This is a genomic window from Pseudomonas sp. W5-01 (assembly GCF_046540435.1).
In the GTDB taxonomy this organism is placed as follows: Bacteria; Pseudomonadota; Gammaproteobacteria; order Pseudomonadales; family Pseudomonadaceae; genus Aquipseudomonas; species Aquipseudomonas graminis_B.
Genome location: NZ_JAXCIP010000007.1, coordinates 191,060 through 214,819 on the forward strand (window position 1 = coordinate 191,060; position 23,760 = coordinate 214,819).

Annotated in this window: 12 protein-coding genes; 3 read left to right on the forward strand and 9 right to left on the reverse strand. The window is 53.7% G+C overall.

Annotation, left to right across the window (positions count from 1 at the left end; all coding sequences use genetic code 11):
- Nucleotides 1-136: 136 nt before the first annotated feature.
- The 9 genes from SLW75_RS21940 to SLW75_RS21980 form a co-directional block, all read right to left on the reverse strand.
- Nucleotides 137-1,579 (reverse strand): mannose-1-phosphate guanylyltransferase/mannose-6-phosphate isomerase, encoded by a 1,443-nt coding sequence (locus SLW75_RS21940; RefSeq protein ID WP_410935424.1) that lies wholly within the window; start codon nucleotides 1,577-1,579, stop codon nucleotides 137-139.
- Nucleotides 1,580-2,094: 515 nt separating this feature from the next.
- Nucleotides 2,095-3,318 carry a hypothetical protein gene (locus SLW75_RS21945; RefSeq protein WP_410935425.1) on the reverse strand — a complete coding sequence of 408 codons (1,224 nt, stop codon included), beginning with the start codon at nucleotides 3,316-3,318 and terminating at the stop codon, nucleotides 2,095-2,097.
- Between the two features lie 70 nt (nucleotides 3,319-3,388).
- A complete protein-coding gene (galE, locus tag SLW75_RS21950) occupies nucleotides 3,389-4,363 on the reverse strand; it encodes a UDP-glucose 4-epimerase GalE (protein WP_192133595.1) in 975 nt (324 codons plus the stop codon).
- Entirely contained in the window at nucleotides 4,363-8,991 is a 4,629-nt protein-coding gene (locus SLW75_RS21955; protein ID WP_410935426.1) for a glycosyltransferase, read from the reverse strand. Before SLW75_RS21955 ends, galE begins: the two co-directional genes overlap by 1 nt.
- Before the next feature lie 71 nt (nucleotides 8,992-9,062).
- A complete protein-coding gene (locus SLW75_RS21960; protein WP_410935427.1) occupies nucleotides 9,063-10,919 on the reverse strand; it encodes a hypothetical protein in 1,857 nt (618 codons plus the stop codon).
- 79 nt (nucleotides 10,920-10,998) lie between these two features.
- Nucleotides 10,999-13,389 carry a glycosyltransferase family 2 protein gene (locus tag SLW75_RS21965; RefSeq protein WP_410935428.1) on the reverse strand — a complete coding sequence of 797 codons (2,391 nt, stop codon included), beginning with the start codon at nucleotides 13,387-13,389 and terminating at the stop codon, nucleotides 10,999-11,001.
- Nucleotides 13,389-15,857, reverse strand: coding sequence for a glycosyltransferase (locus SLW75_RS21970; protein WP_410935455.1), 2,469 nt, complete (start codon nucleotides 15,855-15,857; stop codon nucleotides 13,389-13,391). Before SLW75_RS21970 ends, SLW75_RS21965 begins: the two co-directional genes overlap by 1 nt.
- Before the next feature lie 148 nt (nucleotides 15,858-16,005).
- Nucleotides 16,006-17,451 (reverse strand): DUF4214 domain-containing protein, encoded by a 1,446-nt coding sequence (locus SLW75_RS21975; protein WP_192133605.1) that lies wholly within the window; start codon nucleotides 17,449-17,451, stop codon nucleotides 16,006-16,008.
- Nucleotides 17,452-17,470: 19 nt separating this feature from the next.
- Nucleotides 17,471-18,292 carry a hypothetical protein gene (locus tag SLW75_RS21980; RefSeq protein ID WP_192133657.1) on the reverse strand — a complete coding sequence of 274 codons (822 nt, stop codon included), beginning with the start codon at nucleotides 18,290-18,292 and terminating at the stop codon, nucleotides 17,471-17,473.
- A 967-nt stretch (nucleotides 18,293-19,259) separates the two neighbouring features.
- Here SLW75_RS21980 and SLW75_RS21985 point away from each other — a divergent pair.
- Genes SLW75_RS21985 through SLW75_RS21995 form a run of 3 tightly spaced genes read left to right on the forward strand, consistent with a single transcriptional unit; the run spans nucleotide 19,260 to nucleotide 23,756 of the window.
- Complete coding sequence (locus SLW75_RS21985; RefSeq protein ID WP_192133607.1) at nucleotides 19,260-21,023, forward strand: type I secretion system permease/ATPase; 1,764 nt, start codon at nucleotides 19,260-19,262, stop codon at nucleotides 21,021-21,023.
- Between the two features lie 13 nt (nucleotides 21,024-21,036).
- On the forward strand, nucleotides 21,037-22,362 hold the full coding sequence (locus tag SLW75_RS21990; protein ID WP_192133609.1) for an HlyD family type I secretion periplasmic adaptor subunit: 1,326 nt from the start codon (nucleotides 21,037-21,039) through the stop codon (nucleotides 22,360-22,362).
- Nucleotides 22,359-23,756 carry a TolC family outer membrane protein gene (locus SLW75_RS21995; RefSeq protein WP_192133611.1) on the forward strand — a complete coding sequence of 466 codons (1,398 nt, stop codon included), beginning with the start codon at nucleotides 22,359-22,361 and terminating at the stop codon, nucleotides 23,754-23,756. Before SLW75_RS21990 ends, SLW75_RS21995 begins: the two co-directional genes overlap by 4 nt.
- Nucleotides 23,757-23,760: the final 4 nt, after the last annotated feature.

Here is a 23,760-nt window from a genome sequence, read left to right on the forward strand (position 1 = left end):
AATGTGGGAATACTGGTAATCCCGTCTTGAGGGATCGCCCCTGGCAGAAAGGCAGGTGTCGCGGAGGTCGAGCGCATGCCAGAGCGCCCGGCAATCGCCAGGCGCCTTGTTCATAACGTTCGCGGAGGGTGATGATTTACTGACCAGCGCGGCCGTAGACATCCTCGAAACGCACGATATCGTCTTCGCCCAGATAGTCGCCGCTCTGCACCTCGATCAACACCAGGTCTATGACACCCGGATTGGTCAGTCGGTGCGTGTGACCAGCACGAATAAAGGTCGACTCGTTGGTATTGAGCATGAGCTCTTGATCATCGTTGACCACAACGGCCATACCGCTGACGACAATCCAGTGTTCACTGCGGTGATGGTGCATCTGCAACGACAGCGACGCTTTAGGCTTGACCACGATGCGCTTGATCTTGAAACGCTCACCGTTTTCCAGCGTGGTGTAGGTGCCCCACGGGCGGTGGACGGTCTGGTGCAACTGGTGAAGCGTGTGCCCTGAGCTCTTTAGCTGTGTGACGATATGTTTGACGTCCTGCGCGTGATTCTTGTGCGCAATCATCAGCGCGTCAGCCGTATCAATGATCAGCAGATCCTCGACACCCACCAGCGCCGTTAGTCGCTCTTCGCTGTTCACGTAGTTGTTACGTGAGCCATGGGACAGCACTTCGCCTTCGAACCGGTTGCCGTCATCGTCCTGAGCGGTCAGTTCGCTCACAGCGTTCCACGAACCGATGTCACTCCAGCCAATGTCACAGGGAACAGTGGCAACCTTGTTGGAGCGCTCCATCAAGGCATAGTCGATGGAGATGTCCGGGACCTTGGCGAAGGAGTCGGCGTCGAGCGACAAGCATTGGTAGTCAGTGCCTTCGGTCAGACGAGAGCTTGCGATCGACGCCGCAGCGGCTTCAAGCACGTCGGGGGCATGAGTGGCGAACTCTTCCAGCACGGTACCGACCTGGAAGCAGAACATGCCCGAGTTCCAGTAGTAGTTACCAGCCGCCACATAGGATTCAGCGGTTTTCAGATCGGGTTTCTCGACGAACCGCGCGACCTTCAAGCCGCCCTCTTGACCCGTGGATTCACCGGCCTCGATATACCCAAAGCCTGTTTCCGGGTACTGGGGCTGGATGCCAAACGTAACGAGCCAGCCTTTTTCAGAGAGCCGCACAGCGTTATCAACCGCGGCAGCAAAGGCTTTCTCGTCTTGGATCAGGTGATCGGCGGCCAGGACCAGCATGTGAGCGTCTGGACCTTGCAATTCCTTGATCTGCAGGGCTGCCATGGCAACCGCCGCAGCGGTGTTACGTCCGAAAGGCTCCAGGATGAAAGCTTGGGCGAGGCCTTTTTTGTTTACAGCGCGATACTCATCCTCGGTCTTGAAGAGCAGATCGCGGTTGGTCACTGTCAGGACTTGGGAGACACCCGCCAGCGCAGAAGCGCGCAGGAAGGTTTTCTGAATCAGGTTCTGACCGTCTGGCAGCATCATGAACGGCTTGGGATGGGCCTCGCGAGAAACGGGCCACAACCGGCTGCCGACGCCGCCTGACAAAATTACGGGTATCAAATCCATCTTGGTAAACCTCATGCAAACTGACAGCTAACTGATGATAAGGCGGAGAGACTGGACATCTCCGCTTTGCGCTATGGCAGGTAGGCATGCCAAGGGTGAAAACCATGCCAGGGAGAGCGACCTATCTGGAATCCGGGATGTTCGTGCGCGCAAGGGTACCAGAGAACGGTTCGCACTCTAAGCTGCCAATGCAACGGTACGCAGATTTGGTTCGCCGAGGGAAACGCGTTGTTCGCTCACGAAGGGCAGGTTGGTCATGGAAAGCAGAAGGTTGCCCGGAATGGCAGGTGTTCGCTAATAAAGTGATTTGGGGTGCTGAGCGCGGGCCTCAGGCAAACGCTGCAGCAACACGTGATGAACCTTGCCCGATACAAACATGGTCGAACCTTACATCCGAAGCAATGGAGCCTTAAAGGAACAATCAGAATAGCGCTTATCACATATGAAGATGCCCCGCGAAGGGGCTGGTCAACGTCAATGAGAAGTTTCCAGCCTATATGTCGGACTACTTTAGTTTATTGCCTAGGCACTACAGTCAGAAACCTTTCAATTGTTTGGCATATAACGATATCTGGCGATAGGCTATCTACAATCTCAGATAGACAATCTGGCCCCCAATAGAAATGGAATTCAGCGAAAAGCCGTGAGCACCACCAAGAAAGAGTGGTTGAGACCTCTCCACGCTCAAACGAAGACCCCCCGAAGCAAATGACACGTTTCTGGATGGGTGCATTACTGCATCGCCAGATGCGTCGTAGTCCAATATTGCCTTCTGATGGGTCAAACTCGTCTATTGCCTCAGGTGTCAGAATGTCGCCGTTTTGATCCAGCAAGCTCTCGTACAGTGGAGGGCGTTCGACGATGTAACCATCTTCGGAAAATCGAATGCCAAGATCACCAGGAGCATCGCCGTGCATAACAGGCCCCAACCGATATACAGAGTAGGATTGAGGTGCTAGGCGGTCGAGCAAAGCATCTATTAGAAGCTTGCTGCCATACGTCGACATATGAGTATCAAATGCCCTGAAAGTAGATTCAGCGTGGACTTCATCCGGAATATAGTCGGCGCTATAAATTAGGCTTCTACGAATATCCGGTAGATTTTGTACGCCATCCACTATTGATTGTAAGCCTTGAGATCCCTTTGTTGCATGGAATGGAGCATTCCAATACATTACGGAGGATTTTTCAGGGATGATAATTTGGATATAGTCATAGCCGCTGCTGATAGAGCGGGCGTGTCTTGACTGAAAGATTTGCAACCACCCTCTGCTGTCGATAAAGGTTTCGCCATTGTAAAGTCCTTCAACATTGTTAGTGCCTTCTCTAAGAAAAATCTTACCTCCTGCACCTATAATAGCGGCGCCGTCAGACGAGATTCGGCCAAACGAGAGTCCCTCTTTAAGGCTATCCGCAACCGCAACAGACTGCGACACTAAATGAGGAGTTACCAAGAGCGGGTAGCTGACATCTGAACACGAAAGCTTAAAATTTATTGAACAGGTAGAGGCCCCCTGATGAAAATCTTCCGTGCTCAGATCGAACTCGAACAGAAAGGCATTGGCGTATGTTGCTAAGTCCGGCCTGTCAGCTGGTTTAATGATTATTTTTTTAATCCATCTTAGCTCGCCGGAAAAGTAAATATGAAGGGCTTTGTGCTTTACAAGCAACTCGTCGCTGCAGGAAAACCAGCCAAAAAATCTGCTGCCTTCATTTCTCTCTATCCAGCCAGTTATCATGGAACTCTCCGTTATCAGATGTCATTACTGTCAGAATCTTAACACCAATCCTCTCGGGCTGAATTTTCAATTACCAGCAGTGATCAACTTCCCAGCTCCAAGCGTCAGAAATAATCGTGTTCAGATCAGATCTGCCGGGCTGCCATCGTAATATTTGTGAGGCTTTAGAAGCGTCAGCGACCAAACGCGCCGGATCACCCAACCTACGCGCCAGGGTGACTACGGGGATCTCGCGCCCCGTTAGCTCCCTGGCGCTGTTTATCACCTGCTTTACGGAAAAGCCCGAGCCATTTCCCAAGTTGAATTGGTCGCTTTTTCCACCGTCGAGCAGATATTGCATTGCCAGCAGATGAGCGCTGCATATATCTAGCACGTGAATGTAATCTCGAACACAGGTGCCGTCTGGCGTTTCGTAGTCGTCACCAAAGATAGAGATTGCTTTCTTTCTACCCGACGCGGTTTGCAGGACCAGCGGAATCAGGTGAGTTTCTGGGTCATGGCGCTCCCCTAATCCAGTGTCGGGTGCACAGCCAGAAGCGTTAAAATAACGCAACGACACTGACCTGAACTGGTAGGCAGTATCGTAGTCCTCAAGTAACTGCTCTACCATCCATTTGCTGCGCCCGTAAGGGTTAATGGGATGTTTCGGGTGATCTTCTTGGATGATGGCGGATATGGGATTTCCATAAACCGCCGCAGTTGACGAAAATACAAAGTTACTAACCCCTGCTGATATCATCGTATTGAGCAAGTTGGCCGTTTTGCAGAAGTTATTAGCATAGTATTTTGCCGGATCTATTGAAGACTCCCCAACTTGAATGAATGACGCAAAATGCATGACGGCACAGAAGTCGTGGTCTTTAAATAATTGCTCAAGCAATGCTTTATCTGAACAGCACCCGACGAAGAGTTTAGCGCCTATTACAGCATCTGCATGGCCCCCGCTGAGGTCGTCCAGTACGATAGCCTCGTATCCGGATCGTATAAGGGTATGCACCATGTGGGAGCCGATATACCCCGCCCCACCTACAATCAGTACTTGCATCAGATTTCAACCCGTGAAAGCGTGGTCTTAGTGGTTTGTTGCTTTAAATTGCCGCACAGGAACTTAGTTTTCAATTCACATTGAGCAGTGGTGTAGCGTTTCAAAACTGTCAACTGGGCCTGAGTGCCCGCAGACTTTAAGCGTGTGGGCTGCAGCCGAAGCTGCTCAAGAATTGCGGCCCAGTCTCGCGGATTTTTCGCAAGGAAGCCATTAGTCTTATGCTTGATGCTTAGCTTGAACTCGCCTACCTCCGATGCCAGAACAGGAACTCCTACCGAACCCGCTTCGATAAATTTCACATTTGATTTTGCGCGGTTGAACACGTTGTCGATAAGTGGGACAAGCAGCAAGTCATGTTTGGAGATAAATCCCAGCATCCCGTTATAATCTAATATGGGGTAACTTGATACGTTCGCGAGTGCAAGCAATCGTTCAGAAACTTGTGCCGCACCGAGTACTGAAAGCTTGCAGTCTGCGTTTTTCAGGCAAAAATTAAACAGCGTCTCTTCGATAATGTCGAAGTCTTCCTTATGAGAAAACGTTCCAGATGCGTAGATGAGTTTGAAAGAATCTGGTGCGAGGACAGCATCGGTTGAAGTGAATGGTTTAACCTTGTTGCGGTAGACTTCGCAAGGGATTTTATATTCCGATGCTATGTGGGATCTTAGCAGTGGGGTAGAAACAATGCATCCGTCCATTAGCTTAATGAAGTTTTCGTACGCACTGGCAACGAACATTGCTTCATCGATATTCCACTCGCCGCCTGTCACTGAACCAATCGTAGCTACAAACTTAGGGAACACTAAGTCATCAATTTCTCCGACGCACCGTTTGCCATTCATTCGAGCATATTTAAAAAACTCGGCAACGTTCCCTTGCTCCATAAAGCATCGCTGAAAGACAATGACATCAGCTCGATCTATCAATGGCGCCGCGCCGCCGATATCCAAGGCGACGTGCGCAACGGTGCACTCTACTCCAATACTCCCAAGGGATTCAGCCAGGTGGATTGATCTGTAACGGGTTGACCCATTATCCAGGCCTGCCGAGCTAAAGATCAGAGCATTACAGGTTTTTAGTGGAATTTTGAAATGGACAGGGTCGAAGTAGTCAGCTTTTTCCTTCAGGCAATAGCTTGTATGTGGGTCATCATTTTTAATTAATTCCTGTTTGACTGTAAACTCATGATCCCCCCCGAGCGAAACTTCGAAATTACCCAGGGCAGCCTTGGCAACCAAGTTCTCTGATTGTGCAAGGGATTGAAAAAGTTGAAAAAAGTAATCTCTAGAGATTATTTCAGGGAAGAACGAGGACCGAGCTTTGCCAAATCTTTCGAAGAAAGCCTCCGCCCCTAAATGAATTTTCTGGGCAACGACGAATTCATTCGAGAGAGGATTTGGAATCTTTTTGAATGATATATTGGCTCTACCCGAAACCGGGTTTGTTAGTATTCCCCTGGCCGATGGTTCTGGCGCAGAAAAAAGAATTTCAAAAAGAGTGGTATTTGCTTCTATGAAGTCAGCATAAACATAAGGGTCTCCCTGTTCGAACAAGAATCCAGAGTGAACTACACCCTTGCTCACCCTTTCGCGAGAACCAACATAGCATCCCCTGACGTTTGTTTTCGAGGCTAGTTTTCCGAGGAAGTATTCCAGCCGAGATTGAATATTTAATAGCCACCCGACATCTACGAACAGCACGGATTTTTCGTTCAGAATGCCATTTTCTGAAAGGTATAATTCAAGGTTTTCACGATTTTTTACGTTTGCAGAGTGGATGCGGCCTGAAAGCTGAGTAAGTAAACGGCTTAGGCTATGGTAATCCTGCCATCCAGGCACGTAATCTTCGGATTGAAAACTATCCAGAAGTATTGCTCTGACTCCACTATCTTGCGGGTTGAGTCCTGATTTTTTCAGAAAATACGAGACGTCTTTTTCTTGAAGATGGAGCCCATCAAGAATAAATGCTATGTCGTTGGATGATAGTGGGTTTTGAAAAGTTGCGGGAATAACCGTCGCACGAGAAAGATGCATATAGCACGATGAGATTTCATCCGACGCTAGCTGATCTTTGTAAAGTATGTCGAACGCTTTTTTTATGATTCGGCCATCTCGAGCCATGAATACAATTTTGTGTATGCCTGCATCCTGAGCTTGCGACCTTACGTACATCGCCATCATGGCCGCCAAAGGCCCTGTTATCTCGAACCCGATCTGAGTATAAAAGTCGCATGAAATGCCTGGCGCTTCCTTGTGCCAAAGATCGCTCTGCTGTTCACAGTAGCTATCCCAGATTCTGCCCTTTTGAGAGAGCTTCTTTTTTTGATCGAGAGACAGTCTGAAGATTTTCCGGGAGTGCTCTCCGATAGGCGAAAACCTCTTTGTGTCAAACCCTGCTAGCTTAGGTTGGCGGACATCACCTTCCCAGTTATCCCCGATATGGAAAATGTCCACTGGGGAATAGTTTGACCTGCCAGCGATATCAATTAGCGACTTGAAAAGTTTGCCGGTTTCTTTCTTCTTACCTAGCGTCGATGACAGGAGTAAATGGTCCCAATGGGAATAGCCGCAGTTCCGTAAAATAGCTTCTATTGTATGTTGGTCCAAGTACATGTCACTTGCGATGTATATTGTTTTTCCCTTCGTTCTGGCGTAGTCGTACAGTTTCTTTCCGAGGGAATGGGGAACGCAGACGCTGAGCTCGACAGACTTTTCGATGGCGGAATTGTTGAAAAAGGACATATGCTCGTAAATAGAGTCGATGGATACATCATCCTTCTCCCCCAGATGGCGCCCCAGTACCATCCCTGCGGTATCCATGCGCTCTTTTAGTAAGGGCAGCGCTGCTGGCTCGTGTTCCGTAAGCTGATATTCTATCAGGTCAAAAATTACTTCTGGATCACGGAACTGCCTTGTTACCAGCGTATCAAATATGTCGAACGATACGACTCGGCATTCGTCGATTTTTTTGATGAAAGCTTCGTAATCCGAGTCCGAATGGTAGATTCCATCAGGTAGAAGTTCGAGGATCTTTGGCGCGACGCTATCTACATAATGACGTTCAGAAACCTTTGTTCGAGCGCGCTCGGCCATTGACAACCTTTTGTCAATATCCTTGATTAATTCGAGCACGCTGGACGCCATGTCTCCGACATCTAGGTATTTAACGACGATCCCAGCATCATCTTCTACAAAGGTATGCATCCCGCCTGCTTCGCTACCAAAGCACACAATCGGCATACCCGCTTCAGCAGCCTCCATGCATACCAATGGGTAAGGATCTTCCCGAGAAGTAAGTAGGAAAATATCGCCTGATGCAAAATATTCTCGCGGGTTTTCTTTTGGCCCAACCCACTCCACGAAACCTGCTAAATGACGGCTTTCAATTTCGCTTTCAGGATTAAGGTCTTTACCACTGGCAGATCCGATCCAAATCATCTTGAAGTCAGATACACCCCGCCGGAGTAAGATCAGTGCTGTCTCACAAAATAGATCAAACCCCTTCCTTTTCTCCACAGCGCCGCAGCCGAATATTATTGTTTTTTTGCTTTTGAGATGCCTTTTTGAACGATAGAAATCGAAAGGCTCAATGAAGGGCTTTAGAAAAGAAATCTCACGTTCGTCTACATTCCTTTTTCTAAGTGACTCCACTGATCCTGGGGAAACCGCAATGTATTTATTGCATATTTTCGATAAGGACAGGAATTGAGCTTCAAAAACTTCAAACACGTTCTCCATCTCGTGAACGTGAGTAATGAATTCAGCCCCTAGATATTTCAAATGTTCTGCATAAGAGCCGGATGCGATTGTGTTGACATAGATTGACTGAACGTTGCTGCCGCAAAAGTCCCGAAGTTCTGCGGTCAAGCCATTCTTGTGTGCGTGGTCTAAATAAAAGCAAGGGGCGATTTCCTCAAATCGCTTGTTCCAGACCCCTTGGGAACCAATAATGATCGAAAATTTAATACTAGTATTTTTTTTCACCCAACGCATTAGAGACAACAAAACCGCTGGTGCGCCTGTCTGAGATGCTTCATGGCTCAAAAAAATAACTGTCGGCTGATGAGCGCCAGGGTCATATAAAGGATCGACTTCTACTTTTTTTATTTTTCTTAGCTCGAATTGCCCGTATTGCACCCAGTGAGCAAATGGATTCACTCCAGCTTGTGCAACGTCCGCGTTGGTTCCTAAATAATAATGTGTGTTAAATTCTTTATTAGGATTCCTGTGCTCTTTCCAGCCGTGTTGACAGTAATGTTCTATTGGGTCTGCGCCTGATGCCGCTACATCCTCATAGTTTTCGTAGTAATAGTTATGGCTGAAAAGACCGCTCAGCGCGATCAATTCATGATCCTCGGAGGTGTAATGAGGTCCAATATCGTTGGCCGCGCGCTCTTCCGTTCTACCTTGTTCAGGGCCGGTGGTGAATATTGACAGCGCTGTGCCTTCTGGGTCGTTGCTGCGTAGCCAATGCTTACGTCCCATCCTGATATTGATGTCAATGACTTCAGCGAGCTCAGGATTTTCCTGTACAGCTTTCTCATAATATGAGACCGCACGCGCGTATTCGCCGTTTCGGAAAGCTGCGTTCGCCTGTGATAGGGTGGAAGTCATATATTCGCTTGTCATTTAATCAGCACCAGCATTAAAAGTTCTTTATTGAGCACATAAATCATTTTGGAATTCATGGTGTTGGCCTATCAGGCGGTTATTTTCTTTGCGGCAATTTGTTTGATAGAATTCGCCAACATTTGCCACTCGTTCCAATCCGTTTTAACCAGCTCATTAGAGTGCTCGAGATCACTTAACTGGTTTCCGAGACTGCTGATGAGTCCCGCGATTAATAATTTGTCGTTTTCCGCCAGCGCGCTCCACACTTGTAAATCCATCGCATCAGGTTTTGCGAATCGCAACTCCAAACGCTGACCTCTGGCGTCCTCTGTCTCTGCAAACCAATTTTGCAGTGCCGATTTCGAGTCCTGTGGGAATTCCAATCGGGGATTAGTGCCAAAAGTAACCCCTGAGTCGTCTAGCGTCGCCAGGCGATAAGACAGCCTGCCCCAGCTGGATGTGCCAATAGTTAAGTTGGATATTGAGATGCCCAAGCTGCGATAGTCTCCCTGCTGAAGGGTATCCTTTAGAGTGATTTTGTCGTATCTAGGCACCATAGGCCATGCGTTTAGAGTCTCGTAGAGAGCGCCTAGTGCTTTTCTGATCTGAGATAACTTAGTTGGAAATTGGTGCTTGTTCGCACCTGAGTTGACATAAGACTTTAGCTTTTTTAGCAGCTCTAAAAGTGCCGACCAATCCGTTGGGCCCAAACGACTGATGACTGCGTTCGGCCCTTGGTAAAGCGCGCCTTGACGCGGCTCTATTGTCAGCCACTCAGTCGCGGAGTTCTTCATGCAGCTAAGCCAGTCTAAAGTAGTCGGCTTAACGCTAATGCTGGGCATATCTGGGTTGAGCGAGACCCTGATTGTAATACCTTCAACTATCTTATAGTTCACTTCGGCATTAGTGAGGCGTATTTCGACAACGCTGTTGGGCTCACTCTCTTTCAATATGCTGGTGGATATCGCTTCAACATTCCAGTAATCAGGGAAGGCACTGTATACCTTTTCCAAGGCTAGACGCTGGGCAGTTATTAATGAAAGATATTCTTTATTTGATACCAGCTTTTGTTCAAGTTCTTCCTGGATCATATGTAGCTTTTGCGTCAGCTCTCGATTCTCTTCTTGTAAATCTAGCAATTCATCCCCGATGCCTGAGTAGTCGTCGCCATAACTTCCCTTCGACGGGCATCCTTCGTCGTCTACTGACTTCGCTACACGATCATTATGCCCAACTCCGACCATATCCAAGCCTAAGGGTGAGGTATTCAGAAGCACGCTTTGGTAAAGTTGACTGTGCAGCTGTGCAATTCTGGACTCATTGGCTATATAGCTTTCAAACTTGTTAGACACCTCATTCGACACAGGATTTTCAGATGGAACAGAATGCTCGAAGACAAGCTTCAGCTTGTTTTTCAGATTTTCAAGGCCTGCTCGGATCGCTTGCGGCGTATCCGCGCTGACAATCAGACAGCGGTCCGGGATTCGTTGAGATAACAACATCAACTGTTCAGTATCCTGACGCCATTTCTTAAGAGTACCCTCCACATCGACTATCAGTTGCCCAGAGCCTGATGTCACGGCATTCAATGTTTCCACAGGTGAAGTGTAAACTAGGACAAACTGAGTGTGTTTACCCAAGTCTTCCCAGGACTTAACTACTTCCTCGATCATCTTGGGTTGCCAGTACCAAGCCTCAAAAGTCGCATTATTGCGTTTGAATATAAGTTCTAGATCTGTCTTGGCATCTGACCCGTGGGCGTTGGCACCAAAATCCTGCAGATGCTCGAAATCTGAGGTGACGTCAGTGAGCTGTCCCAATGGCGTAGCTTTGGAGTGAAGTAGCTCAGCAAACCAAGCTGTCCTCCCGGCACAGTTTCCCACGATACAAAAGTTTTTAATGACTTCTGCCTTTTGAGCCTTTTTTACTGTGCTTTTACTCTTCATCAATCATTTGCTCATTATGTCGCAGCTTGTTGAAAAACAAGATGCCAAGTAGGTCAAAAATCGGTTTAGTACAAGGTGCTCAACGAGCTGGTTTTCGAGCTTTGAGATCTTTTGCTGGCAAGGCCAGGCCACCATAAGCCCCGCTTAGATAATCATGACTCAGCGCCGGATGATAATAAGGATCGACCTGTCCGTGCAGTGACCATTTCTCGATAAACCCCTGCTGCTCGCGATGGGCCCGTGCTCGCTTCTCCGGGGTCTGATCCTTCCCACGACTTGCGGACTCTGCGTGAATCAACTTCGCAAAGGCCGTCCAGACCAGATTCAGCCCTGACTGCTGTATACGCAAACACAGGTCCACATCATTGAACGCCACCGGGAATGCTTTTTCTTCGAGCCCGTCGAGGTCTTCATAGACCGACTTGCGCATCAACAAGCAAGCCGCGGTCACAGCGCTTTGGCGCCGAGTGAGCTGGTTGGTCGCCAGGTAGCCCGCGTCGTTTTCTTCAAGATTATTGCCTGCATGGGCAGCCAAGCCATTGATGCCGACGACAACGCCGCCGTGCTGCACCATCCGGTTGGGCCACAGCAACTTTGCACCCACTGCGCCGACGTTCTCGCGCAGCAGCTGGCTGAGCATTTCCTTCAACCAGCCCGCTTCGATGATCTCGATATCGTTGTTGACCAAGCCAATGATTTCCCCGCTCGCCTGTTCCACCGCGCGGTTGTTGATCGCCGAGTAGTTGAAAGGGAACGGGTGCGGAAGCACTTTCACGCCTTGGGTTGGCAGGTAACGCAGGTATTCCAGGGCTTCAGGGTCGCTGGACTGATTGTCGACAACGATGATTTCCAGTTGCGGGTAATCAGTGTTGTTGAGCAGGCCTTCGATGCACGTTCGCAACAGTCCCACCTGGTCGCGCGTCGGCACGATGAGACTGATGCGAGGTAGCGTCAGCGGCAGGGGCCAGCGAGCGCGCAGCAATGCCGGGTAGTTCGGCAGCGCGCTGACCGTTGTGCCCGGTGTCATGCTCTGGCACAGCCAACCGATCGCCTGATGACGGTCCATCGACGGCCACGCCAGTTCAGGGCTGGCCGAGCACTGGTGGTGTCGGTGATAGACGACCTGCGGCAGGTGGACCACGCTGGCTTGGAGCCGCTCGGTGGCAAGTACGATGCCTGCGATGAGGAAATCCCAGTTCAGCGAGTGCAATTCGTTGGCTGGCGCCAGCAGTGAAAGCGCCGCCTGCACGATGTCTGCGCTAAAGATAGCGCCGGGGGTAAAGATATCTGCGCCAACAAACAGGTCTACGTCCCACACGGGTTTGAGCCAGGGGAGGGTGCGTTCGCCTTGCGGGCCGTCGCGGTCGCAGTCGGCGTAACCCCATGCAACGCCTTCGTCGAGCAGGCCGACCAGATGGTCCAATGCGCGAGGCGCGAAGTGATCACCTGCCCGGATGGGAACGATGCAGTCGCAACCCGTTTCCAGCAGGTCTCTGACTTCTGGCAGCAGGTTATCCACCGACGTCCTTGCGACTTTTAGAGGCGCAGCGCTGTGCGCGCGCAAACTCGCAAGGCTGAGACCCTCCAGCGTCATGTCGCCGTCACTGATCAGCAGTACACCGATCTTGGTTTTCAGGGGGCTCGCATTCCGTGGAGGCGTGTGCTGAAAGACCTCGAACCACTGCGGGTAATGATGGAAGCCGGCACTTTTCGGTAGGTGGAGTGATTGCTCCCTTGCGATCTGGGTGAGCAGCGCCATGGTCTGTTCGTCAGGGCCGTGATCGTCATGCTGACGCAGCAACCCTTCAATACCCTCGGGCCAGCAGCACATTCTGATCGGGCTGCCTGAAAGAGGATGGCCAAGGTCATTTTCAACGTGGAGGATATGGACCTCACCATCTGCCAGTTCCCACGGAAGGTCGAGATTGAAGCCGTGGTCGCTGGTCGGTCGCTCAGCGAGCGCATGGTGATGGATGTCGCAGGATGCACGACCCACGACTCGATCGCCCTCACGAACGACCACATCAACATGGCGCGAAGGCGCATCGGGGTCCCAGGACCATCCGTTCAGGCGCAGTCCGCCGCTGTGCCAGACTCGCGAGGCCACGGGGGCCGGGTCTTTACTGGGGCGCGTCGGCAGTTGCAGATCGCCAGCGAGGCAAAAGTCCTGGTTCGCAATCCGAGCGCTGATGTGTTTCGCGCCCTCCAGCCAACTCTGCCGCAGTTGCACGGCAAAGCCATGAAAATGGTCACCGATCTCGGCGTTCGGTTGAAACTGATCCGCGCGGGTTAAAGCTACGCACGCGCCATCGATCATCACTTCGACGACCAGGCGCTGTTCCGGCTGCGCATCGTCCAGCGCCCAGCCTTGCAGGACATCGCCATAGAGGCCAGTAACTGCGCCGCGCATTGTGGACGATTGACTGGCTTGGCAAGTGGCAGTTGGTTTCGTTAGCACGTCTTCTGACATCACGCCCGGCTCAGTGAAAAAGGAAGGTGGTTCATCGGCAGCGCGCCAGCCTCTTTGGCGACTGCGCTGGTCATCGCATACAGCGGCAGTCCTAGGGTTGAGGCAAGGTCCGGTGCGTGCCAGCCTGCACCGGGCGCGGCATTCAGGCTCAATGCTGCATCGCAACCCGTCAGCGACAGGCAGTCGATCTTGTCCAGGCCTTGCACTTCAGGCAATGCATGAACTGCGCCAGTGGCGATCAGGGCTTTCAACCACGGGTAGTCGCCGTCGGCTAGCAGCACCACGGGAAGGTTATCCCGAGTCACGGATCTGGCGAAGTCGATCCATCGCCCCGCGATTTCCGCATCGCGCAGGTCATCGGCGATCAGCAGTGTGTGCGGTGCTTGCCCTTTTACACGTACCGCCTTCGCATTTTTGTCGATCACAATTCGTGCATTTGGCAGTGCCGCAGCATAGCGCTGGCGGAGGGCTTGCCAAGGCAGACTCACACTCTGTGCCTGCCGCGCAAATTCTCTCCACCCACGATCGGCGCGCTGTGCCAGCAGTTCGTCATCGCTGCAGCGGATGCGGTATGGCTTATCGAGCCGTGCCGCGAGTGTCAGCAGTTCTGCAGGGCAGCCTGTCAGCTGGCGGTATACGAGGTCTTCCAGTGGCAGGCCGCGGAGGTCGGTGACCAGTTGGTCTGCATCTTCCGGGAGCCGGTATTCAAGGGCCAAGTCCAGAGGCGCCCATTTTGCGCGCACTGTCGCCATGGTGTGGGACGCCTGATGACGCCACGTCAGGCTCAAGGATTCGTCAACGTCGGCGCCGTGGATGTGCAGGCTCTTCAGGGCCGGCACTTTTTCGGCTGCCGCTGCCGCCAAGTGCGCTGAAAGGTGGTTGATACGTGCGCGCTGCAGCGCCTGGCGCGCAGGTTTGATCGGGTCGCGCAGGCAGAATGCCTGGTAACGGTCGGATGCGTTCGGATAGCGACGTTTGAGGATGGCGTTGTTGTGCGCGACGCGCATCGACTTCTCTTCACCAAAGGAAATGCCTCCCTGGTGGGCCACAAACACATTGGGTGCTCCCATGTGGCGCCATCCAAGTGAGCGTGCACGCAAGCACCAGTCTGTTTCTTCGCCATAGCCGCGCAGCAGGTGTACCTCATCAAGGTAACCCACCTCGGTAATCGCATCGCGCTTTATATAGAGGCAAAACCCGCAACCTGTTTCGATCTCCATGGCGGCCGCATTGGCAGTCTGCGCCAGTTGGTCGAGCTCGGCCTGTTGTTCGGCGGTGGGCATGCTATGGCTGACGCGGCTGACCGGAAAACTCATCAGTTCACCGTTATTGGTGAAAGGCGTGACTGAGGCGATGTCCTTGTCGCTGTACGCAACAGCGCGTAGGCGATCCAGCCAGTCGCCGTGCACGCGGGTGTCGGCATTGAGCCAGACCACATCGCGCTCGGTGTGCAGTGCCATTCCACGGTTGACGTTGCGAATGAAGCCCAGATTGGAAGCATGTTGGATATGTTGTATCTGGCCATCATCGGCCAGCCTTTGCAGGGCTGTGCGTAGCTCCGCATTCGGAGTCGCATCGTCGAGCACGATCAGGCGATGCGCGGTCCGATTCAGGCTTCGGTTGCGCAACACGCTGTTGATGCATTCCAGAGTTTCTTCGTAACCGTCGTACACCGGGACGAGGATATCGACCGGCTCCAGGCGACTGGTTTTTTTGCCCACTGGCGAAGAGGGATTGAAAGGCGGGAGGTTGGAAAGTGGACTGCCAATAAGGGGCGTGCCGTCGGTGCATCGGACGTGCAGCGTTGGTGCAGGATCGGCCACTCTAACGCGCAGACCTCCGTGTGCTTCACAAATGCCTGCTTTAGAGAGCAGCGGGTGCGGCAGGTCAGCGAAGTGTGTGATGCGCTGCCCCCCGGATTCGATCTGAATGGAAACAACCGAGGCAGGGGATCTCAGGCTCACCGCCCACCCGGTGATCTCATTGCTCTGCGGGTCGAAGCGCGCAACGCCGACTTCGGCCGGTGCGTCGGGCTGAGCGGCCAGCATCTTCAGCACCAGCCCCAGTTCGGCAGCGTCGTCTATCTCAGGTAGGTGCGTGAAGATCAATCGACGCAGTCTGGCAGGTGGCATGCTTTGACTGCGGGCGTGCCACAACATGATTCGCAGGCCAGGGTCCGTAGGCATCTGTTGCCATGCAGCGGCCAACAAGCGAGTCGCGAGTTCTGGCTGTTGAAGTGCCAGGGCGCTGCGACCGGCGAGCGCCCGCACATCGGCGCGGCCCGGCAGTGCCTGAGCAGCGGAGCCGAGGAACAGGAAGGCATGGTGCAAGCGTTGCTGTTGCAGGGCCTCGATGCCCTTCCAGATCAGGGCTTCGGGTCGGTACTCGGGGGTCTGGAGCGCTTTATCAATTAAAAACATGGCACTCCCATGTTCGCCAATCTGGCGTGCATGGTGAAATTGCTCCATGAGCGTTCCACGCTCAAGGTCGGTGTGTTCTGAGTGGGCCATGGGGGGTTCGCATAAAAATAAAGAGGGGCGCCCAAAGGTGCCCCTTTTTTCCGAATACCCCCAGCCTTGCGGCTGAGGGTATTCAAAGTTGCAACGGTGCGAGTGTTTAGACTGCGCCGTGTACCACTACAACGTTGGAGTTGTGATCAACGCCTTCTGGCGAACCGACGATGCCGATAACAGCGTCAGCCTGAGTCACAGCGCCTTGGTCGACAGCGGCAATCCAAGCAGCCTTGCCAGCGTCGGTGTCTGGAACGTTGGCACGGCCCAGTGCGTTGTTGTACAGCGAGTCGATGAACTCGGCGTTGGCGTGGTGAGACGCTTCAGCAGAAGAGTAGATCGAGGTTGCAACGTCAGCACGAGTGCTGCCGCCGATCAGAGTGCCAACCCAGTAGCTGGTGTCAGCAGCGTCTGCAGCACGGCCCAGAGCAGTGGAGTACAGCGACGAGATGAAGTCGTCGTTCGACTGCGCGTGAGCTTGAGCTTCAGCGGAGGTGCTGATTGCAGCTGCCACTTCGGCTTGAGTTTTGCCCGAAGCCAACTGATCCTGCCAGTAGGTTTGAGCAGCATCATCAGCGCCATCAACGCGACCCAGCAGCGTTGTGTAGGTCTGGTCCAGGAAACCGTCGTTGACAGTACCTTTGTACTCGGCGGAAGCCAGGAAGCTGGTAGCGATGGTGCTCAGCGAAGCGCCGTTCTGAACAGCAGTGCTGTAGAACTCGGCACTGGCGTTATCAACATCACGGCCCAACAGGCCATCGAACAGGCGCAGAGCAGCTGCTTCAGCGTCAGTTTCAACGATTGCCAGGGTGTGGTCATCGGTGAAGGTGACGAACTCGCCGCCCTGAATAGTAACGTTGTTGCTGCCGGCGTTAGCACTGGTCAGATTCAGGAAGCTGCCGGTGACGTCAACGGTGAAGTCGGTGCTCGCACCCGAGACGTTGATCACGTCACGGCCTGCGCCAGCCAGAATGACGTCGTTGCCTTCGCCAGTGTTGATGATGTCGTTGCCAGCGCCAGTTTCGATGTGGTCGTTGCCCGCGCCGCCGGTGACGACGTCGTCGCCGCTGCCAGTGATCAGAACGTCGTTACCAGTGCCGCCATCCAGAGTTACGTTGGCAGTGCCAACGTAGGTCAGCTTGTCGCTACCATTGCCGCCGTTGATGACCAGCTCTGTTGCAGCAACTGCTTCAACTGCGAACAGACGAGCTTCTGCCGCTGGAGCAGCTTGCTCAGTAACAGTCAGGCTGACGTTGCTTTCGCTGTCGATAATGATCACTTTAGCGTCGGCCACGTCTGCTGGCAGAACCAGAGTAGTGTTGGTGCCGGCAGCGCCAGTGGTTTTGATTGCCAGAACGTCAACAGCCTGACCTTCTGGAGCAGTGATAGCGCCAACGCCATCCCAGCCAGCCAGAACTACGGACGAACCGGCGTTGTCCAGACCCAGCAGCGAGGTGATGGCAGCAGCGGTAGCAGCCGAGATGTCTGGGTTGCCAGCGATAGCGTCTTTGAAATCAGCGCCAGTGGTAGGAGCATCATATTGCAGTGCCATGAGTCATATTCCTGATGTTTCAGGCCAGTTGGCCTATGTTGCTATCTGTCTGCGTAATCGCAGGTTTTTCCCTGAGAGACTTATGGCGGAGAGCGTTGATCTCGGTTTTGGGAGTAATTGAAAGCTGTAGTGCGACCAGCGGTTCACTGCCGCTCGGTCCAAAAAGCATTTGTTCGGCAACGATGGCTTGCGGCGCTGCGCCGGCAAAAACCACATAGCCCGTCAATTCGTAGAGTGCGCGATCCGGACCCGTCAAGCCAAAACCCACGGCGACGAGTGCTGCGCTTTTGTTGCGAGCTCCGGTGAAACTACCGGTAAGAACTTTCTGGCTTGGGCCTGCTCCGGCAATAGTGCTGGTGTAAGCAAGGTCAACCCCGGTCGGTTTGTTGTCCCAATGGACAGAAAAACCTTCCAGCCGCGTTGCGCCTCGCTCATCTCCCAGGCATTCGTCTCCCACTGAGACATCGCCTTTGGATTCAAAGTGACCAGTCAGCTTGAGAACCGCGCGCACTGGCGCAGTCGCGGAAAAAGCTACGGCTTCTGGTGCTGGGGTAGCGGGCATGAAGTTGCGCATGATCGCCGACGACGTGTCGATGCGGTCTATACGCAGGTCCACGGGGTCGATTTCGACATCAGCCAGATAATATTCGGTGATCAGAACAGTTGAAACGCCACCTTTGACACGACCGATAATGCAGTCGCCCAGTCGGGTGAGCATGTTCTTGGAGACGCCTTCGGCAGGGAAAAAATCGATGACACCTTTGCCCAGAGGGGCCTGTTGCAACGCGATGCAGACGCTTCGCTCGGCGATGGGCTGGGAGGCATAACGAAAGATGTACATCCCGGGCTCAAGGAGCGTCACGCGGGAAGTAATTTTCAGGCCATCTAATGTTTGCGACTGCACTCAATAAGCTTCCTTCTTATCCCGAGTTATCAGCAATTGATAGCGATTAATTGATCCATCAACGCTGTAATCGTACTGCACAACTTAGTGGCGCACTGGTGGCATCTGCCGAGGGCGAGGTTAATCGATCCCTCAGAAATGTCAATTCAAACAGTAGGAATTTTCCGCCCCATCAGTACGAATTCACCGTAGGCATAGTGATATGGATTCACTCGATTGTGGTTACCGTTGGTCAGAAGCGTTCCTATTGTCGTGGGCATTGACCGCACCGGAATCTGATTGGGCGCGTCTTCAGCAGGGCTTGACACCGAAAGGGTGGAGCAAGAGGTGTTAGGGCACTGGATTTAGCCGATGTGCCGGGGATGGTAGGCAGCCATGAAATCCCAAAGATGCGATACCTTCAGATATTCTGCGGCTCTAGCTCGGGCGTTTAAGGCTATCGCCGCACCTGTTTCAGCGTGTTCTCTGGTTACCCGGCTGCGTCAATGAGGTGTGGATTAGCCCCTTTCCCTGAGTCGCCGTCAGGTTCGCCTGTCTGACGTGCTGAGCACTGATGATCGGCTGCAGCGGGGAGGGATCGCTGTCAACGCTATTAATGCCACTGGTTTAAGGTCATGGGTTCGTTTTAAAACGAGCAACGGTAGTGGCGTGGCGTACACAATGCCTGCAACATTGCTGGCATGATCAGTGATGCTTCATCCGATTGGATATCGACATGACGAACTTATTAGATTTTTTTGGAGTGCATCCAAATGCCTTTATTGTCCAGCGTTGCAACATTAAGAAAACTTAATCTCAAAAGCTCGATGCCTCGGCGGCTGATGGCTCTTTGAATGCTGCCTAGCTGGGTAGTCGCTGGTACACTCCCGGGCTTCGCAGCCCTTTCTCATCAGTAATGGATTCTATGAGTCGCTCACACGAAAATAACCTGCAGGCGGCCCTCAAGGCGTGTCGCGGAAGCTTCCTCTCAGTCGGGTTTTTCAGTTTTTTCGTCAACACGTTGATGCTGGTCCCCACGTTCTACATGATCCAGATTTCGGGCCGGGTAGTGCCCAGTAGCAGCACCTCCACCCTGATCATGCTCACCCTTATTCTCACTGTTCTGATGATCACCCTGGGCTCTCTCGAGTGGGTTCGTTCGCGCATCATGGTACGCATTAGTAACCGTCTGGATGTGCTGCTGAGCCGTGATGTCTACCGAGCGAGCTTCAAGAAAGCATTGAGCAGCGGCGGCATGGATGCGTCGGCACAGTCGTTGAATGACCTCACTTCCCTGCGGCAGTTTTTGACGGGCAACGGGCTGTTCGCGTTCTTCGACGCGCCGTGGCTCCCGGCGTACACCGCTGTGATGTTCATGTTTCACCCGTGGTTCGGATGGATGACCGTCATCGCGGCCGTTGTACTGGTGTTGTTGGCTTACCTCAATCACCGCTATACCGGCTCGGCGCTGACCGAAGCCAATAAACAAAGTCTCACTGCCAACCTGCAGACCACCAAAAGCTTGCGCAACGCCGAAGTCATCGAGTCGATGGGCATGCTGGACACCCTGATGGGTCGTTGGGCCACGCGGCAGCGCCGCGTATTGGTCCTGCAGTCCGGTGCCAGCGACAAGAGCGGCGTCATCACATCCATTTCCAAAACGTTTCGGGCCTGGGCGCAGTCGATGATGCTGGCGGCCGGCGCTTACCTGGTGGTCACCCACGATATAAATCCCGGCTTGATGATGGCCGGCTCCCTCTTGCTGGGCCGCGCACTTGCGCCTATCGATTTGATGATCGGCAGCTGGAAAGGCTTCGTCGCTGCCCGTTTGCAGTACCAGCGGCTGAATGACACGCTGGACAAACTCAACGCTGAGCCTGATCGCATGTCCCTGCCGGACCCTGAAGGGCATTTGCAGGTCGAGAACCTCGTTGTAGCGCCACCCGGTGCCAAAGCGGCGGTGATCAGAAACATCAGTTTCGTGACGCCCGCTGGCAGCATCGTCGGTATCGTCGGGCCAAGTGCGGCAGGCAAGTCGACGCTGGCGCGTGCGTTGCTCGGTATCTGGCCGCCTCAGCACGGCGTTGTGAGGCTAGACGGTGCCGACATCAGTACGTGGGACAAGCAGAAGCTCGGCCCGCATTTGGGTTACCTGCCTCAGGACATCGAACTCTTTGAAGGCAGCATCAGCGATAACATCGCTCGCTTCACCAAGGTCGACCCCGAGAAGACGGTACTGGCAGCCCGCATCGCCGGTGTCCATGAAATGATTCTGCAATTGCCGGACGGTTACGACACGGTCATTGGAAGCGAAGGCGTCAACCTGTCCGGTGGGCAGCGCCAGCGCATTGGTCTGGCGCGTGCGGTGTATGGCAACCCTCGGTTGATCGTGCTGGATGAGCCCAATTCCAACCTCGATGAGGTCGGTGAGCGTGCATTGGGCGTGGCACTGCAGAAGATGAAAGAGACCGGGGCGACGGTGTTCATTATTTCGCACCGTCCCAATGTCCTCTCGCGACTGGACCGCATCATGGTCTTGAACAGCGGCACGATGACGATGTACGGCCCCCGTGACCAAGTGATCGCCGAACTGGCTCAGCAACAGGCCAAAGCTCAAGCCCAGGCACAGGGTCAAACCCCGCCTCGTGTCGCCCCTGCTGCGACCGGCGCTATTCAGCCCAGCGCCTGAAAGGAACGCATGAATGACCAGTAACTCGATGACCGTGCTCGACGAGCATTCTGACGACATGCCAATTTCCGACCGCGGCATCCGCCGGGTCGGGATGACGATTGTTCTGGTGACCTTCGGCTTGTTCGGCACCTGGGCAGCCTTCGCCCCGCTGGGCAACGCCGTTTACGGTTCAGGTGTTGTCACCGTGCAGAGCTACCGCAAAACCGTCCAGCACCTTGAGGGCGGGATCGTAAAAGAACTGCTCGCCCGCGACGGTGACACGGTGCATAAGGGCGATCCGTTGATCATCCTTGACGACGGGCAGCTCAGTTCAGAGTACGAATCCACCCGAAACCAGCTCATCACCGCGCGCGCCAAAGAGGCCCGCCTTCGCGCCGAACGTGACAACCTGCCCGCTATCCCGGCATTGAAAATCGACGGTGTCGAAAGCGATCGTGCCCGCGAGGCCATCGATGGCGAGGCCCAAGTGTTCAGGTCGCGGCACGACGCGCGCCTGGGTGAAATCTCGGTGCAGCAAGAGCGCATCGGCCAGTTGAAACAGCAAATCATTGGCCTCAACGACATGATCGGCACCAAGGTCAATCTTGAGAAGTCTTACACCCGCGAGATCACCGAGCTTAAAGATCTGCTGCGCCAGGGCTTCGTCGATAACCAGCGTTTGCTTGAGCAGGAGCGCAAGCTGGACATGCTCAAGTCGGAGGTCGCCGACCACCAGTCGACGATCACCAAGACGCGTCTGCAGATCAATGAAACCGAGATGCAGATCGTCCAGACCAACCAGAAATTCAGCTCCGATGTTGCCAAGGACCTGAGCGACGTGCAGGCGCAGGTCTTCGACTTGCAGGAGAAGGCGAGTGCGCTCAAGGACAGGTTGTCACGCATCGTCATTCGCGCCCCGGAAGACGGCATGGTGCTTGACATGAAAGTGCACACCATCGGCGGTGTTGTGAGCGCGGGAACGCCGCTGCTGGACATCGTGCCGGAGTCTTCGGAGTTGGTGGTGGAAGCGCACGTTTCGACGAACGACATCGACCGCATCACTCTTGGCAAACTCACGGACGTCCGCTTCAGCGCATTCAATAGCGCCACAACGCCGGTCATTCAGGGGGAGGTCACGCGAATCTCGGCGGACCGTCTTACCGACGAGAAAACCGGCGAGGGCTACTACCTCGTGCGGGTGAAAATCACCGATGACGGCCTCAAGCGCCTGGGCGACCGCAAACTGCAGCCGGGTATGCCGGCGGAAGTGCTGATCAACGCGGGCGACCGCACGATGCTGCAGTACCTGCTCAAGCCTGCGCGCAACATGTTCGCCAAGTCGATGATCGAGGAATGACAGTGGTGCGTTTTATTCCCGGTTTGCTTTTTGGATTGTTCGCGCTCAATGCTCATGCCGCTCAACCTGTAGCCCCGCAGCAAGTCAGCGCCTCGACCTACTCCCTGGACCTGATGACGCTTTACAAAGAGTCTCGCCTTGAGGATCCGCGCATTCTGTCGGCCTATGCCCACGCCCGGTCTGCCAAGCAGCAGGAGCGAGAGGCGTTCGGTGGACTGCTGCCCCAAGTCTCGGCGAGCAGCAACTTCAACCGGATTTTGCGCAAGGACGAACAGACGCGAGAAATCTACGACAACAAAAGCTATGGGCTGAACCTCAGTCAATTCATTTACAACAAGGAAGCGTGGGAGCGCTATCAGAAGGCCAAGAGCGTCACGTTGCAAAAGGCGTCGCAGTCCGAGGACTCTCAAGCCGAAGCGACGGTGGACCTGGCTAAACGTTATTTCGCTGCTCTGGCCGCTGACGATGCGCTGGAGTTGGTTGTGGCCGAACGGCGCGCCACCCAAGGCAGCCTTGACCGCGTCAACGCCATGTATGCCAAGCAGATGGCCAAGATTACGGACATGCTGGATCTCAAAGCTCGGGTCGACTCATTGCTGGCCCAAGAGATTGAAGCGCGTAATCAGGTGCGTCTGTCACGGGAAGGGTTGTCAGAAATTGTCGGACGCCCGATCAACGATCGCTTGAGCCGGATACGTAATGACATCGCGCTTGAGGCGCCCACCCTGCCGCTGGATGCCTGGATCGCGCAGGCGCTTAACAGCAATCCTCTGCTCAAGGCCTATGAGAGCAATCTGGCGGCCGCCGATGCAGCGGTGCGTGAAGGCAAAGGCGGACATTACCCTTCGCTTAGCTTCAACTTGGGTGCTCAGCAGAGTGACGTCGGCTACGACAACACCCTCACCCCGCGCAGTGACAGCTATGTCGCAACCATCGGCCTGAAGGTGCCGATTTATAGCGGCGGCTCGACCTCTGCACGTGTCAGCGGGCTATATGACGACCAATATGCGGCCGAGCAGGACCTGGAGGGCGTGCGTCGGCAAGTGGTGAAGGAGACCACCAACGCGTATCTGACGGCTCAATCTGCCGTGGACAAGATCCGCGCCGGGCAGAATGCGTTGTCATCGGCCAAGCAGTCGAGCATCGCGGCGCAGAAGGCGTTCACCTACGGTGTGGTTAACGCCGTGGACGTCCTGACCGCTGTACAGAATGAATTCAAGGCGCGTAGCGATTTGCTGAAATCGCAGTACGACTTCATCACTAACCTGTTCATTCTCAATCGCTGGGCCGGCAAGCTGTCGCAAGAGAGCGTTGCCAGCGTCAACGTGTGGCTCGGTGGCGATGATTCGGAAGCGCTGAAAGACCTTGGTAATTCAGCGCCAAAGTCCAAGTAGTCAG